The following is a 26,000-nucleotide window of genomic DNA, read 5'->3' as shown; positions in this document are numbered from 1 at the left end:
GTTATTCTTCGCTGCTCCTTTTATCAACCACAAGAGAAACATCGCCGTTTTTGTATTCGACAAATTCTCGAAGCGTAGAAATTTTCTTCGTACCGCCTTTTCCGTCTTGGACAGTTATCTTTTTGTAATTCATCCAATATTCATCAAACCAATTCTCTCCGAGCTTCGAAAACATTCCTTTGCCGGCGATGATGTCAGCAATGTTATTTATGCTACCGATGTTGGCTGTATTACCACTGCCACCTTGATCGCTTGCAATTTTCCATTTCTCATTGACAAAGAAAACGAAGTTTTGTGCTACGGAAATAATTGAATGCAACTCATCAATTGCATGGGCTTTTGTTTCATTAACTGTCGCACTTTCCGCTCTGTCGTAAATAATGCCAAGACAGAAATGACCTGAGTAACTGCCGTAAGGAAACTGAATATTCTTGGTGCTGGTTCTATTCTCGAAATATGCGCCATGAGACCCAAGCGTAAAGCCATTACATAAATACGGTTTTTTGGGGTTTCTGTATGTGGTCTTGAAATCAACAGCAAACCTTACGGATTCATCGGTTGCTTTGATAAATGAAATGTCTGGATAATAGTTCTGATGGTCAGCGAGAACAATCTTGTATCTGTTGGCCTGCGCAAATGAGAGAATTTTTGGAAAGAGGTGTATCTCAAGAATCTTCGATACGATCTTTGTGTCTGACGAGATGGTGTAAATGTTCTTGAAGATGTCGATAAATCCTTTGACAGTCCATTGACCATCACCACTGCTAACGTGATCTCGCAGTTCGGTAACGAACTGTTCCAGTTTCTGTGCAAATTTTGCTTTTTCAGTCATCTGATTGCAGCCACAGTGATAGCCAAGCGATCATTTCACATGGGTATCTCCCCGTGTTTAATGATAAACTTCAGACATTCTTAATACGCAACCCAACCGCCGCGGCTATGAAATGATTTGATCGTTCCCGCGCTAAAACGCGGGAATGCTCAATAATTAACTACTCAGCTACTCATCAAACATGGGCTAATTGTTTGAATACATCTGCCGCTGCCGTGACTGTCGTATCAATATCAACGGCTGAATGCGCCGCTGACACAAATCCCGCTTCATACGCAGATGGCGCGAAATAAACCCCGTGCGCCAACATGGCATGGAAGAATGAATTAAACTGCGCTTGCTGACACGCCATGACCTGCGCATAATTGGTCACGGCACTGGCATTGGTGAAAAATAACCCAAACATCGCGCCGACTTGATTGGTTGTGAATGGAATACCCGCAGCGGCTGCCGCCTGCATTAAACCCTGCGTTAATTGCGTAGTCGTGGCAGTCAAATTGGAATAAAAATCTGGCGCTGAAATCAATTCCAATGTTTTTAATCCCGCCGCCATCGCAATTGGATTACCCGATAAAGTCCCGGCTTGATACACCGGCCCCAGCGGTGAGATTTTTTCCATTATTTCACGCCGCCCACCGAAAGCACCAACAGGCATTCCACCGCCAATCACTTTACCCAGCGCCGTTAAATCCGGTTTAATTCCGTATAACCCTTGCGCACCATTTAATCCAACGCGGAAGCCGGTCATCACTTCATCAAAAATCAATACACTGCCATAGCGATCGCAAATATCACGCAAGCCTTGTAAAAAGCCCGGCGCGGGTGGAATGCAATTCATATTACCCGCAACTGGTTCAACAATAATTGCCGCAATGCTATCGCCAAACTTAGCAAATGTATCGCGCACCTGGTCAAGATCATTATAGCGCAGCGTTAAAGTTAATTCGGCCAATGCCGCCGGCACACCGGGTGAACTTGGCTCACCTAATGTCAACATACCCGACCCGGCTTTCACTAATAGCGCGTCAACGTGACCATGATAACAGCCCTCAAACTTAATGATTTTATCGCGCCCGGTATAGCCGCGTGCTAATCGCAACGCACTCATGGTTGCTTCTGTTCCCGAACTAACCATGCGCACTAATTCAATACTGGGAATTAACGCGCACACCTTATCCGCCATTTGAACTTCTAATTCAGTTGGTGCGCCAAATGATAAACCATGCGCCGCTTGGTTAATGACAGCGGCAATAACATCGGGATGCGCATGACCTAAAATCATTGGTCCCCATGACCCGACATAATCAATATAACTATTCCCGTCCGCATCAATTAACTTTGAGCCAGCGGCGGATTGAAAAAAGAGCGGCGTACCACCCACACCACGAAAGGCACGGACGGGTGAATTAACACCGCCGGGAATATGTTGTTGGGCAGCGGTAAATAAATCTTGTGAGCGAGTTGTAACCATCGTGAATAAAAACCTCTTGTTTAAGGCAGTGTCAAATTATACGAAATGCGCGGGGTATGATCGTCAAAATAAATCAAGATAATGGATTAATCCAATTGGCGGCGCACCTCGGCTAATAATCCGCGGGCGGCGGCTTCAACCAAATCAAATACACGCTCAAATCCGCCCGGTCCACCATAATACGGATCTGGGACTTCGCGTGTCCCTAATTCTGGTGCAAAATCTAATAATAAATGCAAGCGTTGTTGATAACCATCGGGACAAATCGCTTGCAATTCTCGATAATTATCTTGATCCATTGCCACCACATAATCGAATTGTTTAATATCATCTGCGCGCACCCGTCGCGCCCGCAGGTTACTCAAATTAACCCCGCGCCGCTGGGCGACTTGTTGAGTACGCATATCTGGCGGATCACCAATATGATAGGCATGAGTCCCCGCCGAAGAAATCTCAATATGATCTGCCAATCCAGCCTCTGTGACTTGCTTTTGAAACACGCCTTGCGCGGTTGGTGAGCGACAAATGTTACCCATACAAACAAATAAAACTTTGATTTTTTTCATTACGCTAACCAAAATAATTTAATTAAGCTGTGACACATTTATAATGCGCCTAACCAATCCAACTATTGTACACCTGTGATTAATGCACTCACTTGCTGTAGCCATTCAGCTAAAAACGCAGGAATCATTAACCCCAGCCATAAAACTAATGCTAAATGCACGCCCACTGGAAATAAGTTTGCCGCTACTGGTTGTTGACCCTCGGGCGCATGACCATACACCATTGGATGTAAATGGCGAAATAACCCAGCACAGGCGATCACTAAACCGAGAATGAGCGGAATTGCCAACCAGGGATAGGTTTGCATGGTGGCGGTTAATAATAAAAACTCGCTCATAAAAATGCCGAAGGGCGGAAACCCGGCAATAGCCGCCACGCCAATTAATAATGACCAACCCACGCTGGGCTGTGTCCGAATTAACCCACGAATCCGATCAATACTTTGACTGCCCGCAATATGTGCTGCATGACCAACGGTGACAAAGATTGCCGATTTAGTCAGGGAATGAACCAGCATGTGTAATAACGCGCCAAAGGTGGCTAATGAGCCGCCCAAACCAAATGCAAATGTCATTAACCCCATGTGTTCAATCGAAGAATAACTGAACATGCGTTTAATATCGCGTTGGCGATGTAAAAATAATCCCGCGACGGTAAAAGACAATAGCCCAAAACCCATTAACAAATAACCGGCTAAATGGGGCGAGCTGGTATTTAACAACGCACCATCCACCAACATTTTTAATCGCACCACCGCATATAATGCCACGTTTAATAATAAACCTGACAAGACTGCTGACATGGGAGTCGGCCCTTCGGAATGCGCATCTGGCAACCATTGATGCAATGGCACTAATCCCACTTTTGTGCCATAACCAACTAATAAAAAAACAAATGCAATGCGCATGACCGTTGGATCTAATGCCGCTGCATTGGCATATAACACACTCCAGGTTAATCCGGCATTCGGGTCTGCAATTACCTGTTGCGCCGCGAAATAGGTTAACACCGTGCCGAATAAAGCTAATGCAATCCCAACGCCGCACAGAATGAAATATTTCCAGGCCGCTTCAACCGCTTCTGGAGTGCGATACAGTGAGACTAATAATACAGTAGCAAGCGTCGCGCCTTCCATTGCCACCCATAACACACCCAAATTATCAGTCGTTAATGCCAGCAACATACTAAAGATAAACGCTTGATACATGCTATGATAAATGCGCAATCCACGTCGATCTGTTCGGCCAGTTTGACGCACATAACGCATATAAGGACGTGAAAAAATTGCCGTCGTTAAACTCACCAACGCCGTTAATACCACCAAATAAACATTAAACGCATCTACCCGAAATGCAATGCCGAGTAATTGCGTTGACACAATCCCGTGATTCGCCACAGTCCACGCTAACCAAATGGCACTGCCTAATGTGACTGCGCAAAAAATTAAATTGAACCAACCCGCCCGACTTAATCCGCGCACTAATGCGAGGATTAATGCCCCGAGTAAAGGAGTGAGCAACGTGATTGATAATAGGCTCATCCCACTTCTCCCTCAGCACCATCAGACGCATCGGTCATTTCGGTTAACCGATTTAATTGGTCAACATCCAGCGAATCAATACTGGCGCGGATTTGAAAGAAAAACACGCCAAATAAAATCATTGCAACTAATACGTCGAATGCCACGCCTAATTCAACGACCAACGGCATTCCAGCGGTGGCCGATACTGCCGCGAGAAATAAACCGTTTTCCATTGACATAAACCCTAGCACTTGAGCGACTGCTTGATGACGCACCACCATCATTAATAATCCAATTAACACGACCGCTAAACTAATTGCCACGATGTTACGAGTGAAGTTTAATTCGGCTTGCACAATTGGTAATACCAACCAATAACTAAAAATAATTAACGCCACTGCGGCCATGCCAACTAGCGCAGGATAACGCAATGTTTCAGCTTGATTTTCTAATTCTAATCGCCGCGTCAAGCGGTGCAGCATCCAGGGAATTAACAATGCTTTTAATCCCAGTGTTAATACCGCAGAGAAATATAAATGCGGTGAATGCGCCGCGGCCGCCACGACTGCAGTCACTCCCGCAATCAATGCACCCTGCCAGGCAAACGCATGAATCGCTGAAATTAAACGGGTTTGCGCTAGAATAACAAAGGATAAAAATAATAATAATGCCGCCAGCACGACAACCCACTGTTGTAATAGCGGCAATGCAGTTGGACTCATACGCCGACCTCTAACATGACATGACTCAGCAACCCTAATAATGCCAATAATAATGCTAAATTAAGAAACCCCGGCACCCGAAATAACCGCATCTTTGCCAATACGGTTTCAGCAATGACCATAATGAGTGCTAACAGCATCAATTTTAAGACAACTGCCAAGATCGCAATTGGCAAGGTTGACCACTGTTCTAAGGTCGTCGTGATGCCCCAGGGAAAGAAGATATTTGCAATTAACACGCCATACAACATCAGTTTGATGTGCGCTGCCCATTCCATTAGTGCTAAATGCCGCCCAGAATATTCTAATAACATCGCCTCATGCACCATGGTTAATTCTAAATGGGTTGTCGGATTATCAACGGGAATGCGACCTGCTTCCGCCATTGCAACTAAACCCAGCGCACTTAATGCAAACAAATAAGACGGGCGTAATACAAATCCTGATCCTAATTGGTAATCAATGATCTGTGTCAGATTGGTACTGTGTGCAGACATCGCCAATGTGAATACGGCTATTAACATTGCAGGCTCGGCTAATGCGGCAATTAACATTTCCCGCGATGCGCCCATGCCGCCAAATGCCGTGCCTATATCCATGCCGGCGAGCGCAAGAAAGAATCGCCCTAATGCTAATAAACCGACTAAGACAATTAAATCGGCTAACGCGGTGGTGGGGGTGTTTAATGTTAATAATGGAATGGTTGAGGCGGCTAACCAGGTTGTCATAAAGACAATGACCGGTGCAATCGTGAAAATTGGCGATGCGGTATGAGCAACCCGGGTTTCTTTAATAAACCATTTACGCAAATCACGATAGGGTTGTAAGAGCGGTGCCCCGCGCCGATTTTGTAAATAAGCACGCAATTTGCGCACCCAACCGACCAGTAATGGCGCACAAACAATGTAGATCATTGCTTGAATAATCGCAAATGTCCAATTCAACGTGGTCATGTGTGTTAGTCGTTTAATATGATGACAGAATTAAACTCATTATTCTCGAATGAGATAGAGCAGATTATCTTCAATTCGGTACAACAATGGTGCGATCTGAATTTTCGGATAACGGGCGCGCAACCGATGCACTTCACTTAATACAAAATCAATTTCATTGCCGATTTCAAACATGGGCGCAAAGTGCATGAAATGTTGCTCGGCCCATTCCGGTTCCCAGCCGGCATTATCAATTAAACCCTGAATAAATACATCACGTCTGGCCATCAAATTAACCATACCGCAGTGATTATGTGCAATTAATGCAATAGACCGTACGCCGCCCACGGCAATGGCATAAGACACCTTGAATTCGCTATAACGCAAATTACCGCCGCCGGTGCGAATGATATAAGCAAAGTTGTCTGGAATACGCAAATATTTGCGATTATCCATACACATGCCAATTAAAATTTGTGCTTGTGAATAGCAATCGAATTCGCTGCCCAGATTGTGATATTCCAAAAGGGCACCAATAGGCGTGTTTTGATAGTCTGTGAGAATATCAGCGGATGAAGTGACCGGAATTAAACGTTGCATATTGCACCAATAAACTGGTTGTTTTTAAGCGTGACGTGGACGCAGGAGCATTTAATACAGCGGGCGTAATATCTATTATGAAACCAGCCACAGTAATAATAAAAGCGTCGCTAATGTCCAGCCAAGATAGACGCGCACATTGCCCGATTGCAACCGCACAACGCGGCGCGCTGCTGCTTCGACTGCATGAACTAATGGCAAATAAAACAATCCCCATGCCCGATCACCGACGCGCAATTGATAACGCCAACTGCCATCACTGCTGCGGGTATTTAATGATTCTTCAATCATAAATAACCCGCCAAAAACGCGGCGAATGGGTTGGGCAAAACCGGTAGCGCTGTATTGCATTTGGGCGTTTGGTGGAATAAATCCGCAATCCCACGCATCGCAGCGTCTTTGTCTCACTCGAATAAAGCGGCGCTGTAATAACCACAGCAATGCGGCAATGGTTAATGTGAGTGCGAAAACGAGTAAAGGGGCGCTGTAGCTGGCGGTGGTATTTGAGATTGGGATTAACCAGAGCCAATTGTTAATGCTGGTTGCGGGTAAGCCATGACCTAATAATTGTGCCGATATTTGATTGAGTAATGCTAATGTCGGGCCGGGTAATACGCCTAATACAATGCACAAAATCGCTAATAAACCCTGTGCTACGCGCATTCCTTTTGGTGCGGGACGGGCGCGTCGGACATGGCGTGAGCGGGCTTGACCTAAGAAGGCAACGGCATAGACTTTGACAAAACAGGCGGCTGCTAATGCACCGGTTAAAGCTAATACGGCGGCGGCAATGGGAATGACGCTGCGTAATACGCCACTTTCTAATTGCCATGCCGACAGTGCCGCTTGAAAAGTGAGCCATTCTGAAATAAATCCGTTGAATGGTGGCAATGCAGAAATGGAGAGACAGCCAATTAAAAACCAGAGTCCCGTCCAGGGCATTCGCCGTAATAAGCCGCCCATTTGTTCTAGATCGCGTTCGTGGGTGCTGTGCAAAATGGCGCCTGCGCCGAGGAAGAGTAAACCTTTAAATAAGGCGTGATTAATGCTGTGGTACAGTGCCGCTAATAAGGCGAGTGTGCCAAGTCCATAATGGCCGGTGGCAAGAAATAATAATGATAAACCCAAACCAATAAAAATGATGCCAAGGTTTTCAACCGAATGGTAGGCTAATAACCGCTTTAAGTCGTGCTGCATTAACGCATACAACACACCCATTAACGCGGAGATGCTGCCAATAAATAACACCACTACGCCCCATTGCCATTGCAATTCGCCGTTTAAATCAAATACGCTGCGCACGAAGCCATACACGGCGACCTTGAGCATGGCGCCGGACATTAACGCTGAAATATGTGACGGGGCGACGGGGTGCGCTTCAGGTAGCCAAGCGTGTAATGGCACTAATCCCGCTTTCATGCCAAAACCAATTAACGCGAGGGTGAATGCAATGCTCGCCCAAAGCGGTGATAATTCGGCGGTGCGCAGGGCGGTGAAGGTGAATTGACTGTCGGCAAAGGCGGCTAATACGCCAAAGCTAATTAGTATTAACAAGCCGCCGATGTGCGCCATTAACAAGTATAAAAAAGCGGCGCGGCGGTTGGCGGCGTATTCGTGTTGGAATGCGACTAGGAAATAAGACGCTAATGACATCAGCTCCCACGCAATCATAAATAACAGTGCGTCGTCGGCTAAGATGACTAATAACATGCCCATTAAAAAGAGGGCGGAAAATCCACCTAATGCAACCACACTTTCAGCACCGCGTTCTAAACTGTGGACATAGCTGCGGCCGTGAATACCGGCGGCAATGCTGAGAATGCCGACGATGATTAAAAATAATCCGGCCAGTGCGTCTAATCGAATGTGCCAGTTGTGCCAGGGTAAGCCAAATGGCAGAATGAGACTGAATGAATCCGGGTGAATTAACACCATGAATCCGCTGGTGACGGCCGCCACCCCAGCCAGTGTGAATAAGGGTAATGCGATGGTGCGAATGGTGCGGCGCCAGCGCATGGCAAGGAGTGATGAACAGGCGGAGAGTAATGCGAAACTGACGGCGAATAATGCGAATAAGAGTGGCAGCGGAAGGTGTCGCACTTGAGTTACCCAAACAGTGAAATCGAATTAAAAAACGGCGGCGGTGCGAATGAAGTGATGCGCTATGACTGGTTAGGGTGCGGTCATTTTCTGAATGACGCTTGAATAACCACCTGTTTAATCGTCCGCCAGTATTGATGATTATCAATACGCGACGGCATCTGATGTGACAGTTGACGATGTGCCGCTATATTACAAGACTTAGGCTGGGCATGTGATGCTGCTTTTGTCATAACCGGGGTGATGCTAATGCGCGACTGTATCCAATCTGCGACGTTATTTGACCGCCAGCGGGGTAGTCGCCCGTTGATCCGCTTAATGGCGGCGATCATTTTACCGCTTGTGGCGGGATGTTCACAGGTGCAATTTTTTTACAACACGGCCGATTTCACCATCGAGTTGTATGCCAGCCGATTTTTGACTCTGGATACAACGCAACTGGCGGCGTGGCGTCCGACCGTGACGGCGACGGTGGCGCGCCATCGCCGCGAGGAGTTGCCGCAATTGGCGGCGTTGTTCACTCGGCTGGCGGATGATGCGCGCAGTGGGTTCACGTCCGCCAATCTGGCCGCGGCGCTCGATGCGATTGAAACGCGCTATCGCCAACACGCGCTGCTGGCGGTGGACATCATGGCGCCGCTGTTGAGTCGGTTAAACCCTACTCAAATCAGTGAGTTGGAGGGGCAGTTTGTGCTGCAAAGCCGCGCTGATGCCACAGATAATGCGGCGCAGAGTGTTGCCAAGCGTCAGCGCAAGCGGGCGGAGCGGTATGAAACGCAAATTCGCTGGTTTGTCGGGGAGTTGGATGCGACGCAGCGTGATTTGATCCGCCGGTTGACCGCGTCGCTGCCGGATACCGCGACTGAGTGGTACGCCTTCCGCGATGCGAAACGGCGGGAGTTGGTGGCGTTGTTGCGATTGGCGGCGAACGAGGCACAGTTGCGCACGTTTTTGACCGAGTGGTTGGTGGAATTTCGCCAGTTGCCGCCGCCGTTGGTGCAAGCGCGTCCGCTGTTGCGGCAGGGGGTGATTGATCTGTTATTGGCGTTAGATCAAACGTTTACGCCAACGCAGCGCGGGCATTTGGTGGCACGGTTGACGTTGCTGCGGGATGATTTTACGGCGTTACAGGAACGGCCGGCGACGGCGATGGTGGGGATGTGACGCGGTTGGATTATAAGTTTTTGATCGTTCCTATGCGCCAGCGTGGGGACGCCCAACCTGTTGATTTTATTGGTTAAAACAACGCTCATCTAATCACCGTTGAGACAACGCCAATGCACTGGTCTGACCATTTCGACACGTTGCGGCGCATTTTGCTGCAACCGCAACTTGACACTGAACAACTGCAACACCTGCTGACCAGCGCCCGCCCCGCCGAAACGCTGCCGGTGATCTGGCTGCTGGGCAAAACGCAAGCCGGCAAAAGTTCCATCGTGCGGGCGCTGACCGCCAATCCCGACGTGTTGATTGGCAACGGTTTTCAGCCCTGCACCCGCACCCTCGCCTATTTTGATTATCCAGCCGCCGCGCCGGTGGTGCGGTTTCTCGACACACGCGGGTTGGGCGAGGTGGCTTACGATCCGAGTGAAGACCTGCGCTGGTGCGAATCACAGGCGCACCTGCTACTCGGCGTGATGCGGGCGGATGATCCCAATCCGCAACCGATCTTTACCGCATTGCGCGAGCTGCGCCAGCGTCATCCTGAGTGGCCGCTGGTGATCGCGCAAACCAGTCTGCACACGCTCTACCCCGCCGATCTTGACCATCCGCAACCCTATCCGTTTGCACAAGAGTCAGAGTCTTGGCCAACTGCCGTCCCGCCGGATTTGGTACGCGCACTGCGGCAACAACGCGCCAGCGCTGGCAAATTTGCCGGTGCCGCGCCGCACTGGGTGGCAGTAGATTTCACGATGCCGGAGGATGGTTATCCGCCGGCCGATTACGGTTTAACCGCACTGTGGCAAGTGATTGAAACGGTTTATCAACAACATCTGTGGGCGCAATTGCACGGCGGCGACGAGGTGCGCGATCTCTACGCCCGCACCAGTCACCCGCACATCGTCGGTTACGCACTGGCGGCGGGGGCGTTGGGCGCGCTGCCGATGGTTGATTTGGTAGCAGTGCCGACGCTGCAAGCCAAGTTATTGCACAGCGTGGCGGCGATTTATCGTCAAACGTGGGATGCGCGCACCACGAGCGAGTTTTTAGGATTACTGGGCGTCGGCATTGGGTTGGGTTACGTCGCACGACTGGCCGGTCGCCAATTGGTCAAGTTGGTGCCGGGCGTGGGGCAGACGGTCGGGGCGGTGTGGAGCGCCAGCAGCAGCGCGGCCGTGACCTACGCGCTGGGCAAAACGGCGGCGGTGTATTTTCAACAGCGCCTGGCGGGACAGGTGTGTGACGCGGCGACCTTGCGCAATGTGTTTAATACGCAATTGGTTCAGGGCGGCGCTCTGCTGGTCAATCAGGTGACATCGAGAAAATCAACATGAATATCAAACAGTTACACGCAAACGGTTGGTGGTTGATCGCGGCGTTATACGCGCTGCCATTTGGCGTGTTGATGGGCGCAGGCGGGCTGTGGCTGTTTCAGCAGCAGTGGTTGCTGTGGTGGAGTGCGCTGTTTGTCGTGAGTACGGGCGGCGCGTATGGCGTGGGATATTGGTTACAGCGCCGCGATCAGCGGTTGTTGCAGCAGACGCACACCCAACCCGATCCCGCCTGGACTAGTCACGAGGCGGCGGCTTGGGCGGAAGTTGAGGCATTTGCCGCGCAACTTGACCTGACCAAGTACCCGTTGGAAGCGCAGGACACGGTGCCGGCGCTGGCGCGTGAAACCTTGACGCGAGTGGCGCGGCACTTTCATCCCGACGTGACCGAGCCGCTGTTGGAACTGACCCTGCCGCATACGCTGTTGATTATCGAACAGGCGGCGCAGGAATTGCGTCTGTCGCTGGTCAACAATATTCCGTTCAGTCATCAACTCAAACTCGGCACATTGGTGCGCGCCTATCGCTGGAAAGCCTTTGCGGAAAAATTGTCGGGGCTGTATCAGGCTGGGCAGTTGGTGATTAACCCCTTGCAGGGGGTGATGATGCTGTTGCGCAGCGAGTTGCAAGCGCACGGCGTCAAGCAGGTGCAACAGGAATTCACCGGCTGGCTGCTGCGCGAACTGGTGCGGTTGGTGGGTAAACATGCGATTGCGTTATACGGCGGGCGGCCGCTGGCGCTGGATGTCAGCCCCGCCGCCGCGCCCGTCACGTCATTAACTGCGCCCTCGGCTGCCGCGTTGCAACAGGTGGAGACGGCGCAGTTGGCAGTGCGCGAGGAGCCGCTGCGCATTCTGGTACTCGGTCGCGCCAATGCCGGTAAATCCAGTTTAATCAATGCGTTATTTGGGCAATTGCAGGCGGCAACCGATTTGCTGCCCAACACGACGCGGGCGTTGACGCCGTATCGGTTGCAACGCGACGGGTTGGATGAGGCGTTGATTTTTGACAGCCCCGATGTGGAGCAATTGCCGCCCGACGGTGTGGGCGAGGCGGCGGCGCTGGCGGACATGATTTTGTGGGTGACGGCCGCGCATTGCCCAGATCGTCACACCGAGCGGCAGCGGTTGGATGCGCTGCGTCACGCGCAAACTCAGCAGTTGCACCGCCGCGCCCCGCCGCTCGTGGTGGTGGTCAGTCACATTGACCGCCTGCGCCCGCCCCGCGAGTGGCAACCGCCGTATGATTTGACGGCGGGGGCGGATAACGTCAAGGCGATGAACATTCAAGCGGCAATTAGCGTCGCGGCAATTGATTTAGACGTGCCAATTGCGGATGTCATTCCAGTTTGTTTGGCGGAGGGGCGCATTTATAATGTGGACGACACGCTGTGGGCGGCGCTATTAAATCATTTAGAACAGGCGCAGCGCTTGCGATTATTACGCTGTCACGCCGCCCGGCATTCCAGTGAACAGTGGGCGTTATTACGGCGGCAATTGATGAATGCCGGGCGGTTTTTATTAAAAATACCTAAATAACTCTCCATCACGCCCCACTCTGCGCCCGTGCAAATTCTAACATCCGTTGAATTGGCACAACGGCACGGCGGCGAATGGTTTCATCAATCAGAATTTCTTGATTACCATTTAATAAAACCCGCTCCAAATTCTGTAGTGCATTCATTGCCATCCAGGGACAATGCGCACAACTTTCACAGGTCGCACCTTCACCCGCCGTTGGTGCTGGCAATAGCGTTTTATTCGGCGCTAATTGCCGCATTTTCCAAAAAATCCCCGCATCAGTGGCAACAATAAACTCGCGCTGCGGCAATTCAACCACCGCTTTAATCAATTGCGTCGTTGACCCCACCACCGTCGCCTGCGCCACAATCTCCGCCGGCGATTCGGGATGCACCAACACCGCCGCGTCGGGATGCAGCCGCCGCAACCGCTCCAGCGCCACACTTTTGAACTCCTCATGCACCACGCAGGCACCGTTCCACAGTAACATATCAGCGCCCGTCACCTGCTGAATGTAGCGCCCGAGGTGGCGATCCGGCGCCCACAGTACCTTGTCACCTTTTGCCGCTAAGTGCTTGATTATCGGCAGGGCAATGCTGGACGTCACCACCCAATCCGCCCGCGCTTTGACCGCCGCGCTCGTGTTAGCATATACCACCACCTGCCGCTCGGGATGCTGGTCACAAAACGCGCTGAACTCCGCCGCCGGACAGCCCTCGTCCAGCGAGCAGGTCGCCGCCAAATCGGGCATCAACACGCGCTTTTCGGGGTTCAAAATCTTGGCCGTTTCGCCCATAAATCGCACCCCGCACACCACCAGCGTCGCCGCGTCAGTTTGAGTGCCAAAACGCGCCATCTCCAGCGAATCGGCCACGATCCCGCCGGTATTTTCGGCTAACTCCTGCAAATCGTCGTCGGTGTAATAATGCGCAACCAACACGGCGCGCTGTTCGGTCAACAGTGCAGTAATGCGTTGTTTTAACGCGGTTTTTTCATCAGTTGACAGCGCCGGCCACTGCGGATGCGGCGGCACGGTCACGAGGCGCGGGGCGGGCAAAATCGGAGTAATTGGCGTGGTGGTCATGGCACAGTCTCACTGGTTTATTGGCGATGTTGATAAAAGTGTGATATTACCCGAAGAATCACGCGCTGCGTAGTTGGCTATGATTTCATGCCGAGTTGTTATTTAAGCAGCGCGCCGGTGTTATTCGGATTTTCACCAATGTTCATTATCATTAAAGCAGATTGTCGTTGTCTTATCAATTCAATTTTTGGCGCGGCGTGAATCACACATGAAATCACTTTTTAAACAACTGATTGCCAATTAGGATTAAACATTTTATGACCACCCCGCACCGCCATCGTGAAGAAACCTTAAATACGCAATTGGCGTTGTTATTAACTGAACACGGGATTGATGCCGAGTCAGAAGTGATTTTGGCCAGCGGGCAACACCGCCCCGATGTGTTGTTTTTATTCGACGGTTTGCGCGTCATGTTGGAGGGAAAATTCGACGATGTGACCGATGCTGCCACAATCGTGTTGCGGGATGCGCAGCGGCGGATGGACAGCGGCATGTGTCACATCGCCATTGCGCTGGTGTATCCGCACGCGCTGCGCACGACGGCGACCGCGAAAATGGCGACAAAATTGGCGATTACGCCGCTATCTGCGCGGATTTTGTCAGAAGCGGGCGCGACTGACTGGGCAAGCGTGACGGTGACTGAGTTGCTGACTGCGCTGCGGCGAGTGCGCGAAACGTTGCTGCAAGACGACATTGTCGCGCAGGCGGCACAGCGGTTGTCGGAGCGGATTGAAACGATTGCGGCGCTGTGGGCGGGGCAGGCGGCGACGTGCGATAAGCTCTCGAATTTGCTAGGAATTCCGATCAATCCGCACGAGCCGGCGGAGGAATGCGCGGCGCGGCGGGCGACGGCGACCAAAGTGGCGGCGCTGGTGTTGGCTAATGCGTTGATTTTTCAGGAACAATTGGCGAGTTCACGCGGTGACGGGCGGTTTGATAGTTTGCGCGCTTACGATCAGGCGACGGATCCAATTGACGCGATTAAAACGAATTGGCATTGGATTTGGAATAACGTCAATTATGTGCCGATTTTTCAATTGGGCGAGACCATTTTAGCGGAATTGCCAATCAATTTACCCGCGATTAGTGCGGTGCGCTGGTTGATTAATGAAGCCAAGCAACTGTGCGCGAATCAAGCGGCGTTGCGGCATGATTTAATGGGGCGCATTTATCATTGGTTATTACATCATGCCAAGTATTTGGGGACGTATTACACGTCAACGGCCGCCGCGACCTTATTATTAAAACTGACGTTTATGCAGACGTGGCGTGAGTATGATAAATCCATTGCCGATCCGAATGACTGGCCGCTGATTGACTTTACGAATTTGCGCCGTTTAACCGAATTCAAAGTGGCGGATTTATCGTGCGGGACTGGCACGTTGTTAATGGCAGCGGGGCAGGCCATTGCCGACCGTTTTGTATTAGAGCGCGTCACGACGGGGCGGGGTTTGAATGAACGTGATTTGGATTTTCTATACGAAAGTGTAATGGAAAACGTATTGTATGGCTATGATGTGCTGCCGTCAGCAGTGCATTTAACTGCGACCACGTTGGGCATGTTGTCATTGCATGTCAGTTATCGGCGAATGAATTTGTTTATTCTGCCGATGGGGGTACAGGGTGATGATTTATGTCGGTTGGGCAGTTTGGATTTTATTGGTGCTGATCGAATACCAACACAATTAACTTTAGATACTACGCAGTTTGAACAATTAGATACGAAACAAACGGACGTGCGGGCCGAGCGTATTATGGAGGCGGTATTGCCGCCATTAGATTTGTGCGTGATGAACCCGCCGTTTGTGCGCTCAGTCGGTGGCAATTTATTATTCGGGAGTTTGCCCGATAAGGAGCGCGAGTTATTACAAAAGGAATTAAAACGGCAGGTTAAAAACTTGCCGGCGTCCATTACGGCGGGACTAGGCAGCGTGTTTTTAGCAATGGTGTCGCCGCGCATTCGTATTGGTGGACGCATGGCGTTAATTCTGCCCGTTGCATTAGCGACCGGTGAAGCGTGGGGCGCGAGTCGCGCATTATTAGCGCGGGAATACACGGTTGAAATAGTGGTGGTGAGCCATGATCCCGATCATGCCAATTTCTCTGAAAATACCGATTTATCGGAATTATTATTTATTGCGCGGAAGCGGGCGCCGCATGAGCCGGCGGGAATGACGTGTTATGTCAATTTATGGCATAACCCGCGCACGGTGTATGATGCGTTGGATTTGTTCGGGCGAATTGAACGCTGTCAACCGGCGGTATTAGACGGGCAATCAGTGACCAGTTTGCATACGTTAATGGGGCGGCCATTAGCGGAGGTGATGCAATTGCCGGCGAGTGAAAATGATGATCAATGGTTAGGCGTACAATTCGCGCAGGTGTGGACGTTGCGCACGGCGGCGCAATTGCAATTAGGGCAATTGGTGGTGCCGGGTCAACAGCCAATGAAACTGCCGTTGTGTGCATTAAAGACGTTGGGGGAATTGGGACCGGATCAGCGACGTATTCACGATGGATTTAAAATGTCTGAAACAGATTGGTCGCCGTATTCAGCATTTTGGAATCATAATGCCAAACAGGTTGTGACCATTGCGCAACAGCCGAATAGTCATTTATTGGTTTGGGAACAATCACCACGCGGCGCGGATTATGGCCCGCGTTTATTATGGCCGCGAGCAGGGCGCATTTTATTAGTTGAGCGTATTCGTGCTAATACTCAGCGTGTAATAGCAATTGGTTTTGATGAGCCAATGCTGGGCAACACTTGGTGGGCATTACAAACAAATTTAACCAATAAACAAGAGCGGGCGCTGTTAATATGGTTGAATAGTACACCAGCACTATTGTTATTATTATCAAGGCGTGTCACAACGCAAACCGCTTGGATGAAATTCAAACAACCCGCATGGGCGGCTATGCCAGTTCTCGATGTGCGCAATTTACCCGACACGACAATTGACGCATTAGCCGATGCCTATACTGTGCTGTGCCAACAACCATTATTAGCATTGGCAAAATTGAATGAAGACCCGACGCGAGCGGCAATTGATGCGGCATTAACCAGCGCATTAAACTTGCCCGATTTGCGGCCGCTGCGGCAATTATTAGCGCGGGAGCCGGGCTTGACGGGGGTGGGATTGTCGCCGAAGCCGGCGAAATAAATCTTGATGCCCGCTGCACAACATAATTATTAACACTGCACAATTAAACTACCAACACCGTGTCTCTTTCGGAGATTTCGATTTTTGCTAAATCAATTGATAAACAGGCCGCAACCGCTTCATTTAAATTAGATAGCAATTCTTCAAAGGTGTCGCCCTGAGTGGCGCAGCCTAGAATTGCTGGAACTTCAGCCCAATAGCCACCTTCTTCGGCCTCATGAATAATTACTTTGAGTTTCATAATTGCTTCTCCAATTGTCAGACACGATTGAATTGCTAAAAAGCATCAATCCAATTTACGCGGCTAATAACCACGCGCAACGGCGGCAATGGAACACCGCCGAATTGCTAGTCGCTGCGCGTAATTTAATTGTGCGCTTTGGTAAAAACACCAGTCTGCTGACGCGCTGTTGATGACGAATGCGCATTGCCCAGCCATGCTCAAGAAATAAAGTATCGCAGTTGCGTAGCCAAAAAGCTGCAACGCAACCCATGCTGCCGTTGCGCTATCATGTTCAATACAGTTTGATGTTTCACAACCAGGTTGTCTGTTAATGTCATTAAAACGCCTTTTTTTGCTGTTGGGGCTAACGATTACCGTACTGATGTCGCTTCTTGCACTGTCCACCGTCAGGCAATTGACAATAGATGAGCGCGTGACCGAAGCCAGCAACAATCGCTACCGTTCCTACCTGCTGGCTGATGAGCTGCGTCAAAGCTCCGACGATCTCACCCGTTTAGCACGCACTTATGTGGTCACTGGCGACGCAAAGTGGGAAAAACAGTATTTTGACGTGCTGGCCATCCGCAATGGCGAGGCGGCACATCCACAGGACTATCACCGAATCTACTGGGATTTTCTCGCCGCCGATCAGACCAGCCCACGTCCTGATGAAGAGCGCATCGCACTGCGCGATCTGATGAAACGTGCCGGCTTCACCAGCGCCGAATTCGCCAAACTCAAGGAAGCAGAGGACAACTCAAATGGTTTGGTGTACACCGAAACGGTCGCAATGAATGCCATCAAGGGACTGTATGAAGATGCTCAGGGACGCTTCACTGTTCGCGGGGAACCCGATCCCGTGCGAGCGCGAACGCTGATGCACAACCTCGATTACCACCTCGAAAAAGCTCGCATCATGGCCCCGGTTGACGAATTTTTCGTGTTGATTGATGAACGCACCCGACAAACGATGGCGGATGCGGAACTTGAGGCCCGGCAATGGCTGCAAGTACAGATCGCCTTAATTGGCGTCATCCTCACGCTCATGCTCAGTGGGTTGTGGCTGAGTTACCGCCAACTCAAAAACACCATCGGCGGTGAACCGCTCATGGTCGCGCACAGTTTGCAGTGCATCACGGATGGCAACATCAGCCAGCCGCTCACTGGCGCAGCGCCCGGCAGCGTGATGACCTGCGCGGAGTTGATGCGCCAAAGTCTTGTCAAAGCGATCGCCTCGGCCCGCGCTACGGCGGAAATCATCAGTGCCGCCGTCACCCAACTACACGCCAATAGTGATGAATCTACGCAACGCATTGTTCAACAACAGCGCGACTCGTCGCTGATTGCTCAGGCAATGTCTGGCATGATTAACACCTTGCGTCATGTTGTACAAACCGTCAACGAGGTCACTGAGTTGACCAAAGAGACCGACCGTCAAGCGCAAACGGGCGCTGAAACGATGGTTATGAATACGCAATCGATTGAACGCCTGTCTAATGAAATTGACCAGATCACCGACATGATGAAAACGCTTGAAACCGATAGCCAGGCTATTTATCAGGTTGTTGATGTGATTAATGCGATTGCCGAACAGACGAATCTGCTGGCGCTGAATGCGGCGATTGAAGCGGCGCGGGCGGGGGAACAGGGACGGGGGTTTGCCGTTGTGGCCGATGAGGTACGCACTCTCGCCAGTCGCACCCAGAGTTCGATCAGCGAAATTCATAACATGATCGACAGGTTACGCAACAGTGCGCGGCAGGCCAGTCAGGCGATGAATGATGGATTGCGTCAAGTGCGCGATTCGGCGGCGCAGGCCGATCATGCGCGTCAGGCGTTTAATGCCATTTCGGCGGCGATTGATACACTGAACCGCCAGATCAGCCAGATGTCTAGTGTTGCGGTGGAACAGGAGAGTGTCGCCGAACGGATCAATGATAATATTACAAATATCAATGGCTCGATCCAACATTCGGCCGCTGATACGCGCAAATTGACCGATGCGGCCGAATCTTTAGTAGATTCTGCCCGAAAAATGCTTGAGGACATGCGGCATTTTGAGCTGCCCGCCGCGTAGATTAGGCTTTGACAGCGCGTCCAAACCAAGTCTGATCAACTGCTTTTTTCCAGTTTCATACTGGCATTTCGCAAGCGATACAAACCCTTCGCAAATCAAATGTTTAACTGCTCACCGTCGCGCCGCCTCGAATAAAACATGCGGGGGGTGACGCAGTTAGGCGATGAGTTGTTTGATCGTTTCCACGCGAGCGGGTGGGAATCATCAATGATTGATTATTCACCTTAATATAACTTTGTTGTGTTGGGTTGCCAAAAGGTGGCAATTCAACCGGCGCGGCTTAATCACTTTTTTGCATGATGTCATTATCATGCCCACCGCAAGGATTATTCACGATGAAAGCAGAAGAAACTCGGCTACGCCCCCTGATTGAACCCACCAAGCAATTGATTATCCCATTATTCCAGAGATTCTACATTTGGGATAAAAAATACTGGGATATTTTGTGGAATGATTTAGGCGAATTAGCCTCAGATGAAGATCAACAACGCACTCATTTTCTCGGCTCTCTCGTATTCATCCCTGATGAAAACTCTTCACCAAGTTTATCAAGATTTGTCGTTATTGATGGTCAACAGCGCATTACAACTTTATTAGTTATATTAGCAGCTATTCGAGACTTGGCGCGGGCAGAAGAACAAATTAATCTTGCTGACGAAATCAATAACAAGATGTTGTCAAATCAGTACAAGCAAGAAGATGACTATTATAAACTTTTACTTTCGGATAACGATCATGATGCCTTCCAAAATATTCTCGATGAAAAGCAACATCAAGTTCATCGTTTGAGCGATTGCTATAGATATTTTCGTGAACAAATTAATAAACATGTTCAAGAATTCGGCAGTTCACAACTCCGAAGCATGTTTGAAATCATAGCGGATCGCTTCTCTTTAGTTACAATTACGTTAGCTACTAACGAAAATCCCTATCTCGTTTTTGAAAGTTTGAATTTCAAAGGCCATAAGTTGACCGAGGCAGACTTAATTCGCAATTATCTATTTATGCGAGTGCCATCGAAACAGCAAAAATCTGTTTATAAGGAATATTGGAAACCTATGGAAATCTCTTTAGGCGATAACTTAACGGAATTTGTTCGCCACTATCTCATCATGCGCACTGGCACGTTCGTTAAAAAGAATGAGGTTTATATCAAACTCAAAAATGATTTGAGTGCCACTGAAGTTCTGCCATCGATTAAGAAACTAGCTACTTTTGGTAGTTATTACAAAAAGTTGCTTGATCCTATCCAAGAACCTAATAAATCAATCAGTGATGCTTTAAAAAGGTTAAACCAGTTAGATACTACCACAATTTACCCATTTTTATTGAACTGCTATCAAGATTATGACCAAAAACATTTAACGGCAGAACAATTTTGTGATGTTGTTAAACAAATTGAAAACTATCTTGTAAGACACTTTGTTTGCGGCTCACCTTCCAATGAGCTTAATAAATTTTTTGCACCATTGTATAATCAGATCGCGAAACAGGTTTCTGATAATTTCGCCACCGCTTGCACAAATATTTTACAAAAAAGTAAAAAATATCCGAATGATGCACAATTCAAATCGAATTTAATGACCCGCAAACTTTACGCTGGCAGCAACAGTGAAAGAAAAACACGATTTATTTTAGAATCATTGGAACGTCATCATAAGCATAAAGAACCAGTCAGTTTTGCTTCACTAACAATCGAACATATCATGCCGCAAACCTTGACTGATTGGTGGAAAGAACATCTTGGAGACGCTTGGAGTGAAGTTCATGAAACTTATTTGCACACACTCGGGAATCTCACGTTGACAGGCTACAATAGCGAACTTTCCAATGCACCATTTCCAGATAAGCGTCAAGAATTTGTTACAAATAGCCATCTGGTTCTGAATAGCTATTTCAAGAAAGTGAATAGTTGGTGCGCAAAAGATATTCAAAATCGTGCGGAGCAGCTTGCCGAGCAGGCGCTCAACTGTTGGCCTTATTTGGGAGACGCGAATCAAGGTTCTCAAAAAATCGATGGTGTTATCGGCACCAAGCCAGTCATTTTAAAAGTATTAGATAAAACATTTCCTGTTAAAAGTTGGATTGAAGTTTTGCAACGCACATTACAGACTTTAGCCGAGCAAGCACCCAATCGTTTTGCGCAACTCACTGATCGTTACCCACATTATATTGCCAACAATCCACATGGACTTAAAAGACCAAAGCAGTTGATTGATAATTATTATATCGAAACCGGTTTCAAAGCAGAAAATATCGACCACTTTTGCCGTCGAGTGATAGATGACTTGGGTTACCCGCCGACAGTTTGGGTAGTAATTACCAAAGATTGATACAATTTTCAGTCCGGCACTGCAATTATCAGTAATTAAAACCCCGCGCTGAGTAATTCCCAAACGCGGGTTATTATTTATTAAATAACCGACCAGTTAAGTGCATCGCATTATTTATGCCGTCAGGCAGTCATTGAACTGCGCAATTCCTACAAGTATTACAACAATCACGCTTTTTTGTTAAAAGTTTTTATTATCAAAAATTTACAAATAAATGACTGTTGCTGATCTTCCTTGCGCCCTCCAATAATCAATCGTTTCTAACAAAATATCCTGAATAATACGCCATTCTTCGGGATTAGCTAATCTAAACTGTCGTGTGTTTTTGAACACAATAAATAGGCTGTTTTTATTTTCTAACCAAGACAAGTCAGTCATGCAATCAGAAAACGCATCCCAATTGAAACCGAAATAATCTGGAAAATTGAGTTTTTCGGCGAACTCTTCAAACAAAGCGTGTTTATTGGTAATTTTGCCACCATCAATCTCCACAAAATCAATCAGTGGAGTTGAAAAAATCTCTGGTAAATGGGTGCCAAGCTCGCTGATTGATAAAGAGTTCATTCGGTAACTGCCTTAAATGTTTGATAATGATCTTCCGTGTAGTATATTTCGCCATTTTTACCTATGACAATTCTACGCGCTCCCCGATCAAGCCTGCCAGGCGTTTTTACTGTGTATTCTTGATAATATATGGAATTTTCGCGTATCGGTAGTTTCTTTTCTCGATTATTAAAAGCTGTTCCATCTTTACCATAGGGAAATGGACCATTCTTTTTAATTAGATCGAGTGTTTTAACTCCTTCAGCGGGTAAACTATTTTTCGTTATTTTTTCAATTCTAAGAAGATTAATCAAATGCAATTCTTCAATTTTTCCCTTAAGCACTGCGCGATAAAGATACAGTTTTTCAGTTTTCTTAACTATGCCTTTTTGTTCCGCCACTGCAAGCAGGATTGCAAGCCTATCTTCTTGGTTATACCGACCAAGAAGAGAAAGATAATCATCAACATGTCTACCAATTTGTTGCAACAACAATTGTTGAGATTTATCAAGCAGTTCCAGATTCTTTGAGTACTTAATTTGTTTAGATAATGCTGCAACGGCTTTAACTGTGTCATCCGCTAGAGAAGTAAACGCATAGGCAAAATTGACAACGAAAAAAATTACAATTACAGCAATCAGTTTTAATAAAGTGTTTGTTATCATTTTTTAATCTTTGATTGTCTAACAAAAATCGTAGAAAATTTAGTTGATCTGTAAAACTGATGTCAAGGTACGGATGATCGCTCACATATCAGAAGTTATTCAGGGTTTAGACGCCATTTCGCAAGCAATACAAAAGCCCAACTCATTAAATCAAGTGCATAATGAGTTGCACACCGCCCCGATTCAAATTAAACAACGCCTAAATAGTGAAAACCCGCGCCAGGTAATTCCCAAACGCGGGTTCAATTTCATTCAATACTCAACCAGTCAACTGCATCGCATCATTTAGCCATCGGCTTGGCTGCTGCACCAACCAATACGATCTGCAATTGATCGGGATGAATGCGTTTTTGAAATGCCGTTTTAATATCCTGCGCCGTCACTGCCCGAATACGATCTGTGAAGCGATCCAGATAATCCAATGGCAAGTCATAAAACCCAATCACGGCGAGATATTGCACAATATGTTTATTACTTGCAATACGCAACGGAAAACCGCCGGTCAAGTTTTTAATTGCCGCATCCAATTGGGCCGGCGTCGGGCCATCATTAATAAAACGGCGCAGCGTGTCTAATAAAACCGTCTGCGCTTCATCGGCTTGTGCATTCTGGGTCTGCAATCCTAATAAAAATGGCCCCGGCTGCGCCAGCGGTAATAAATGACTATAGACACTATAAGACAAACCGCGCTGTTCCCGCACCGCATCGGTTAATAAAGAAACCAATCCACCGCCGCCCAAAATATGATTACCAACATACAGCGTGAAATAATCCGGATCACCGCGTTTCATTCCCACTTGACCCGCAAATAAATGCGTTTGACTGGATGGAAAGTTTATTCGGTTCATTGATCCGGCGGTCGCCTGCGGCACCGCTGGCAATGGCGCCGCCGCCTCGCCACGCGGCAAATGCGCGGTCATTTGCGTCGCCAATTGCTCGGCTTGCGCCCGATCCAGCGCCCCGACAATCGCCACGACTGCATTTTCTGCAACATAATAACGGCGATAAAACGCCTGCACATCCGCCTGCTGCACCGCCGTCAAGGTCGCCGCCGTGCCATCAGGATCGTGCGCGTAGGGATGCTCGCCAAAAATTGCCTTAAAAATCAACTTGCTACCAACGGTCGCGGGATCCTGCTCGGCTTGCCGCAACGCCACCAACCGATTGTGGCGCACCCGTTCCAAATCGGCGGCAGCAAAATGCGGCGCGCCCAACACCTGTGCTACTGTATCAGTCACGGTCGCCAGCGCCGCCGTTTCAATTAAACTGCGCACATTCACCCACGCCATATCCCGATCAATCCCGCTATTCAATTCACCGCCCACCATTTCTATTCGTTCGGCAATTACATCGGCATTCCACGGCCCCGCGCCTTCGGCTAATAAACCTGACGTTAATGCCGCTAATCCGAATTGCGCACCATCCCGCGCACTGCCGGCGGCGAATACAACGCGAATATCCACCATTGGCAAATTCGGCGCTGCAACAAATAAAACTTTGGCACCATTAGCGGTCTGCCAAGTTTGAATAGATGGCGTTGCATGAGCAGATAAAGTGGGCGTCAAGGTTAAAGCAGCGGCGGTAGCGAGCGTCATGCAAATCCTCTGAATTGAATTAAAAAACCGATGGCGGTGAACCATCATCACTGAATAGATTGACCAATGATTAACGCACATAACCATGCCCTCTAGCAGCGGCCGGCGCGGCGTGATCGCTATCATCATCATTATTTAATGGCAATGGATGTAGAATAGCAACGGTGCGCTGGTCGGGAATGAGATATTTTTTAGCAACCGCTTGAATTTGCGCCGGTGTAATGGCGGTTAATTGCGCTAAATACTGGTCAGCTAATTGCCAACCCAAGCCAACTGTTTCTAATTGCCCCAATTGCATTGCTTGATAAAACACCGAGTCTTGTTCATAGACTTTGGCCGCAATCAATTGATTCCGCGCTCGGGTTAGTTCTTCAGGCGTAACCGCTTGACGCTGCACCCGTTCAATTTGTTTAATCATGGCCGCTTCCAGCGTCGTTAAATCATGCCCCTGCGCCGGCATTCCTTCAAATAAAAATAAATCCGGCAGACGGGAAAAGGCGCTATAACTTGCGGATGCCGCCGCTGCTAATTGCTGACCACGAATCAATTCCCGACTAAAGCGCGCACTTTCACCGCCATCAAGAATAGCCGCCAGCATTTCCAATGCGTAAGGTTCCCACGCGGCGTCCTGATTTGCATTTAATAACACCGGCGTTTTATAACCGAATAATAGATACGGTTCATTCGCCGGCGCCTTCACCACAATGCGTTTTTCACCGAATTGCGGCGGTTCAGTACGCGACTTCGGCGGCGTGATTTGCTCTGCTTGCAATCCACCAAAATACTGCTCGGCTAATGAAAAAACCTGCGGCGGCGTAACATCGCCCACCACAATTAATGTCGCATTATTCGGTGCATACCAACGCCGATACCAATTGCGCAAATCATCAACCGCAATGGTGTCTAAATCACTTGCCCAGCCAATAATGGGAATACGATAGGGCGCAGCGACAAAAGCTGTTGCATTAAAATGTTCATACGCTAATGACTCGGGATCATCGTCCGTCCGCAGGCGGCGCTCTTCTTTTACCACCTCTAATTCTTTCAAAAACTCGGCCTCGGGTAATGCTAATTGTCGCATTCGATCCGCTTCTAATTCAAACGCAATTGCTAAACGATCCGTTGCAATGGTTTGAAAATAAGCGGTGTAATCGCGGGAGGTGAACGCATTTTCATCGCCACCATTCTCTGCAATAATGCGTGAAAATTCACCTGGACCAACCTTCTCTGTTCCTTTAAACATCATGTGTTCTAATAAATGAGAAATGCCGGTCACGCCATCATGTTCATAACTCGACCCGACGCGATACCACACTTGCATGGTGGCAATCGGAGCGCGGTGATCTTGTTTCACCAGCACGCGCAGGCCATTTTTCAAAACCTTTTCAGTCACTTGCGACACGGCGGCCGGTTGCGTGGCGGTCAGCGGCGGTGGCACACCGGGCGCGGGCGGGGCGGTTGCGGCGATGGTATTCATACCCAACGCGACGGTGGATGATAGCAACAGCGCGGCGGCGCTGGGATGCGATGTGGTGGTCATAATAGTCTCTGCGAATAA

The 26,000-nt window shown here is 48.9% G+C and carries 21 protein-coding genes; 7 read left to right on the top strand and 14 right to left on the bottom strand.

The window, feature by feature from the left end:
- Position 1 precedes the first annotated feature (1 nt).
- From HUK38_RS02635 to hyfB, 8 genes are all read right to left on the bottom strand, one after another.
- Positions 2-832, bottom strand: a complete 831-nt coding sequence (locus HUK38_RS02635; RefSeq protein ID WP_182582253.1) for a type II restriction endonuclease — start codon at positions 830-832, stop codon at positions 2-4.
- A 175-nt stretch (positions 833-1,007) separates the two neighbouring features.
- Entirely contained in the window at positions 1,008-2,303 is a 1,296-nt protein-coding gene (gene hemL, locus HUK38_RS02630; RefSeq protein ID WP_182582251.1) for a glutamate-1-semialdehyde 2,1-aminomutase, read from the bottom strand.
- An 86-nt stretch (positions 2,304-2,389) separates the two neighbouring features.
- Positions 2,390-2,869: a low molecular weight protein-tyrosine-phosphatase gene (locus HUK38_RS02625; RefSeq protein ID WP_182582249.1), complete on the bottom strand. Its 480-nt coding sequence runs from the start codon at positions 2,867-2,869 to the stop codon at positions 2,390-2,392.
- Between the two features lie 62 nt (positions 2,870-2,931).
- On the bottom strand, positions 2,932-4,410 hold the full coding sequence (locus tag HUK38_RS02620; protein WP_182582247.1) for a hydrogenase 4 subunit F: 1,479 nt from the start codon (positions 4,408-4,410) through the stop codon (positions 2,932-2,934).
- Complete coding sequence (locus HUK38_RS02615; RefSeq protein ID WP_182582246.1) at positions 4,407-5,114, bottom strand: formate hydrogenlyase; 708 nt, start codon at positions 5,112-5,114, stop codon at positions 4,407-4,409. The genes HUK38_RS02620 and HUK38_RS02615 overlap by 4 nt, the downstream gene beginning before the upstream one ends.
- Positions 5,111-6,067, bottom strand: a complete 957-nt coding sequence (locus HUK38_RS02610) for a respiratory chain complex I subunit 1 family protein (RefSeq protein ID WP_182582244.1) — start codon at positions 6,065-6,067, stop codon at positions 5,111-5,113. Before HUK38_RS02610 ends, HUK38_RS02615 begins: the two co-directional genes overlap by 4 nt.
- A gap of 39 nt (positions 6,068-6,106) precedes the next feature.
- Positions 6,107-6,646, bottom strand: coding sequence for a carbonic anhydrase (locus HUK38_RS02605; RefSeq protein WP_182582242.1), 540 nt, complete (start codon positions 6,644-6,646; stop codon positions 6,107-6,109).
- A gap of 75 nt (positions 6,647-6,721) precedes the next feature.
- Entirely contained in the window at positions 6,722-8,746 is a 2,025-nt protein-coding gene (gene hyfB / locus HUK38_RS02600) for a hydrogenase 4 subunit B (RefSeq protein WP_338065344.1), read from the bottom strand.
- Positions 8,747-8,995: 249 nt separating this feature from the next.
- On the opposite strand from hyfB, the gene HUK38_RS02595 reads away from it, so the two are divergent.
- The 3 genes from HUK38_RS02595 to HUK38_RS02585 all read left to right on the top strand — a co-directional run bounded on the left by HUK38_RS02595 (position 8,996) and on the right by HUK38_RS02585 (position 12,776).
- Positions 8,996-9,910 (top strand): DUF6279 family lipoprotein, encoded by a 915-nt coding sequence (locus HUK38_RS02595; protein WP_182582240.1) that lies wholly within the window; start codon positions 8,996-8,998, stop codon positions 9,908-9,910.
- A 113-nt stretch (positions 9,911-10,023) separates the two neighbouring features.
- Complete coding sequence (locus tag HUK38_RS02590) at positions 10,024-11,241, top strand: YcjF family protein (RefSeq protein WP_182582238.1); 1,218 nt, start codon at positions 10,024-10,026, stop codon at positions 11,239-11,241.
- Positions 11,238-12,776: a GTPase family protein gene (locus HUK38_RS02585; RefSeq protein ID WP_182582236.1), complete on the top strand. Its 1,539-nt coding sequence runs from the start codon at positions 11,238-11,240 to the stop codon at positions 12,774-12,776. The genes HUK38_RS02590 and HUK38_RS02585 overlap by 4 nt, the downstream gene beginning before the upstream one ends.
- 7 nt (positions 12,777-12,783) lie before the next feature.
- Here the strand turns inward: HUK38_RS02585 and nadA are convergent, their stop codons facing one another.
- Positions 12,784-13,842 carry a quinolinate synthase NadA gene (gene nadA / locus HUK38_RS02580; protein WP_182582234.1) on the bottom strand — a complete coding sequence of 353 codons (1,059 nt, stop codon included), beginning with the start codon at positions 13,840-13,842 and terminating at the stop codon, positions 12,784-12,786.
- A 257-nt stretch (positions 13,843-14,099) separates the two neighbouring features.
- Here nadA and HUK38_RS02575 point away from each other — a divergent pair, with 257 nt between their 5' ends.
- A complete protein-coding gene (locus tag HUK38_RS02575) occupies positions 14,100-17,006 on the top strand; it encodes a DNA methyltransferase family protein (protein WP_182582232.1) in 2,907 nt (968 codons plus the stop codon).
- Between the two features lie 43 nt (positions 17,007-17,049).
- Here HUK38_RS02575 and HUK38_RS02570 read toward each other — a convergent pair whose 3' ends face one another.
- Positions 17,050-17,247 (bottom strand): type II toxin-antitoxin system HicB family antitoxin, encoded by a 198-nt coding sequence (locus HUK38_RS02570; RefSeq protein ID WP_182582230.1) that lies wholly within the window; start codon positions 17,245-17,247, stop codon positions 17,050-17,052.
- 14 nt (positions 17,248-17,261) lie between these two features.
- Here HUK38_RS02570 and HUK38_RS02565 point away from each other — a divergent pair, with 14 nt between their 5' ends.
- From HUK38_RS02565 to HUK38_RS02555, 3 genes are all read left to right on the top strand, one after another.
- Positions 17,262-17,420 (top strand): hypothetical protein, encoded by a 159-nt coding sequence (locus tag HUK38_RS02565; RefSeq protein ID WP_238787390.1) that lies wholly within the window; start codon positions 17,262-17,264, stop codon positions 17,418-17,420.
- A 140-nt stretch (positions 17,421-17,560) separates the two neighbouring features.
- A complete protein-coding gene (locus tag HUK38_RS02560) occupies positions 17,561-19,306 on the top strand; it encodes a methyl-accepting chemotaxis protein (protein WP_182582227.1) in 1,746 nt (581 codons plus the stop codon).
- A gap of 335 nt (positions 19,307-19,641) precedes the next feature.
- Positions 19,642-21,639 carry a DUF262 domain-containing protein gene (locus HUK38_RS02555; protein ID WP_182582225.1) on the top strand — a complete coding sequence of 666 codons (1,998 nt, stop codon included), beginning with the start codon at positions 19,642-19,644 and terminating at the stop codon, positions 21,637-21,639.
- Positions 21,640-21,843: 204 nt separating this feature from the next.
- Here HUK38_RS02555 and HUK38_RS02550 read toward each other — a convergent pair whose 3' ends face one another.
- The 4 genes from HUK38_RS02550 to HUK38_RS02535 form a co-directional block, all read right to left on the bottom strand.
- Positions 21,844-22,203 (bottom strand): barstar family protein, encoded by a 360-nt coding sequence (locus tag HUK38_RS02550; RefSeq protein ID WP_182582223.1) that lies wholly within the window; start codon positions 22,201-22,203, stop codon positions 21,844-21,846.
- Positions 22,200-22,847, bottom strand: coding sequence for a guanyl-specific ribonuclease (locus HUK38_RS02545; protein WP_182582221.1), 648 nt, complete (start codon positions 22,845-22,847; stop codon positions 22,200-22,202). The genes HUK38_RS02550 and HUK38_RS02545 overlap by 4 nt, the downstream gene beginning before the upstream one ends.
- A 281-nt stretch (positions 22,848-23,128) precedes the next feature.
- Positions 23,129-24,442, bottom strand: a complete 1,314-nt coding sequence (locus HUK38_RS02540) for a M16 family metallopeptidase (protein ID WP_182582219.1) — start codon at positions 24,440-24,442, stop codon at positions 23,129-23,131.
- Positions 24,443-24,512: 70 nt separating this feature from the next.
- A complete protein-coding gene (locus HUK38_RS02535) occupies positions 24,513-25,919 on the bottom strand; it encodes a M16 family metallopeptidase (protein WP_182582345.1) in 1,407 nt (468 codons plus the stop codon).
- Positions 25,920-26,000: the final 81 nt, after the last annotated feature.

Origin of the sequence: Thiospirillum jenense, from assembly GCF_014145225.1 — a bacterium.
In the GTDB taxonomy this organism is placed as follows: domain Bacteria; phylum Pseudomonadota; class Gammaproteobacteria; order Chromatiales; family Chromatiaceae; genus Thiospirillum; species Thiospirillum jenense.
The sequence above is the reverse complement of the archived record's forward strand: the minus strand, read 5'-3'. Positions and strand labels throughout refer to the sequence as shown.

Coding starts and splice junctions, on each gene's coding strand:
- HUK38_RS02560 (WP_182582227.1), top strand. CDS start 17,561: ATGTCATTAAAACGCCTTTTTTTGCTGTTGGGGCTAACGATTACCGTA.
- hemL (WP_182582251.1), bottom strand. CDS start 2,303: ATGGTTACAACTCGCTCACAAGATTTATTTACCGCTGCCCAACAACAT.
- HUK38_RS02620 (WP_182582247.1), bottom strand. CDS start 4,410: ATGAGCCTATTATCAATCACGTTGCTCACTCCTTTACTCGGGGCATTA.
- HUK38_RS02625 (WP_182582249.1), bottom strand. CDS start 2,869: ATGAAAAAAATCAAAGTTTTATTTGTTTGTATGGGTAACATTTGTCGC.
- HUK38_RS02615 (WP_182582246.1), bottom strand. CDS start 5,114: ATGAGTCCAACTGCATTGCCGCTATTACAACAGTGGGTTGTCGTGCTG.
- HUK38_RS02550 (WP_182582223.1), bottom strand. CDS start 22,203: ATGAACTCTTTATCAATCAGCGAGCTTGGCACCCATTTACCAGAGATT.
- HUK38_RS02545 (WP_182582221.1), bottom strand. CDS start 22,847: ATGATAACAAACACTTTATTAAAACTGATTGCTGTAATTGTAATTTTT.
- HUK38_RS02555 (WP_182582225.1), top strand. CDS start 19,642: ATGAAAGCAGAAGAAACTCGGCTACGCCCCCTGATTGAACCCACCAAG.
- HUK38_RS02585 (WP_182582236.1), top strand. CDS start 11,238: ATGAATATCAAACAGTTACACGCAAACGGTTGGTGGTTGATCGCGGCG.
- HUK38_RS02575 (WP_182582232.1), top strand. CDS start 14,100: ATGACCACCCCGCACCGCCATCGTGAAGAAACCTTAAATACGCAATTG.
- HUK38_RS02610 (WP_182582244.1), bottom strand. CDS start 6,067: ATGACCACGTTGAATTGGACATTTGCGATTATTCAAGCAATGATCTAC.
- HUK38_RS02570 (WP_182582230.1), bottom strand. CDS start 17,247: ATGAAACTCAAAGTAATTATTCATGAGGCCGAAGAAGGTGGCTATTGG.
- HUK38_RS02595 (WP_182582240.1), top strand. CDS start 8,996: ATGCGCGACTGTATCCAATCTGCGACGTTATTTGACCGCCAGCGGGGT.
- HUK38_RS02590 (WP_182582238.1), top strand. CDS start 10,024: ATGCACTGGTCTGACCATTTCGACACGTTGCGGCGCATTTTGCTGCAA.
- HUK38_RS02540 (WP_182582219.1), bottom strand. CDS start 24,442: ATGACGCTCGCTACCGCCGCTGCTTTAACCTTGACGCCCACTTTATCT.
- nadA (WP_182582234.1), bottom strand. CDS start 13,842: ATGACCACCACGCCAATTACTCCGATTTTGCCCGCCCCGCGCCTCGTG.
- HUK38_RS02535 (WP_182582345.1), bottom strand. CDS start 25,919: ATGAATACCATCGCCGCAACCGCCCCGCCCGCGCCCGGTGTGCCACCG.
- HUK38_RS02635 (WP_182582253.1), bottom strand. CDS start 832: ATGACTGAAAAAGCAAAATTTGCACAGAAACTGGAACAGTTCGTTACC.
- HUK38_RS02605 (WP_182582242.1), bottom strand. CDS start 6,646: ATGCAACGTTTAATTCCGGTCACTTCATCCGCTGATATTCTCACAGAC.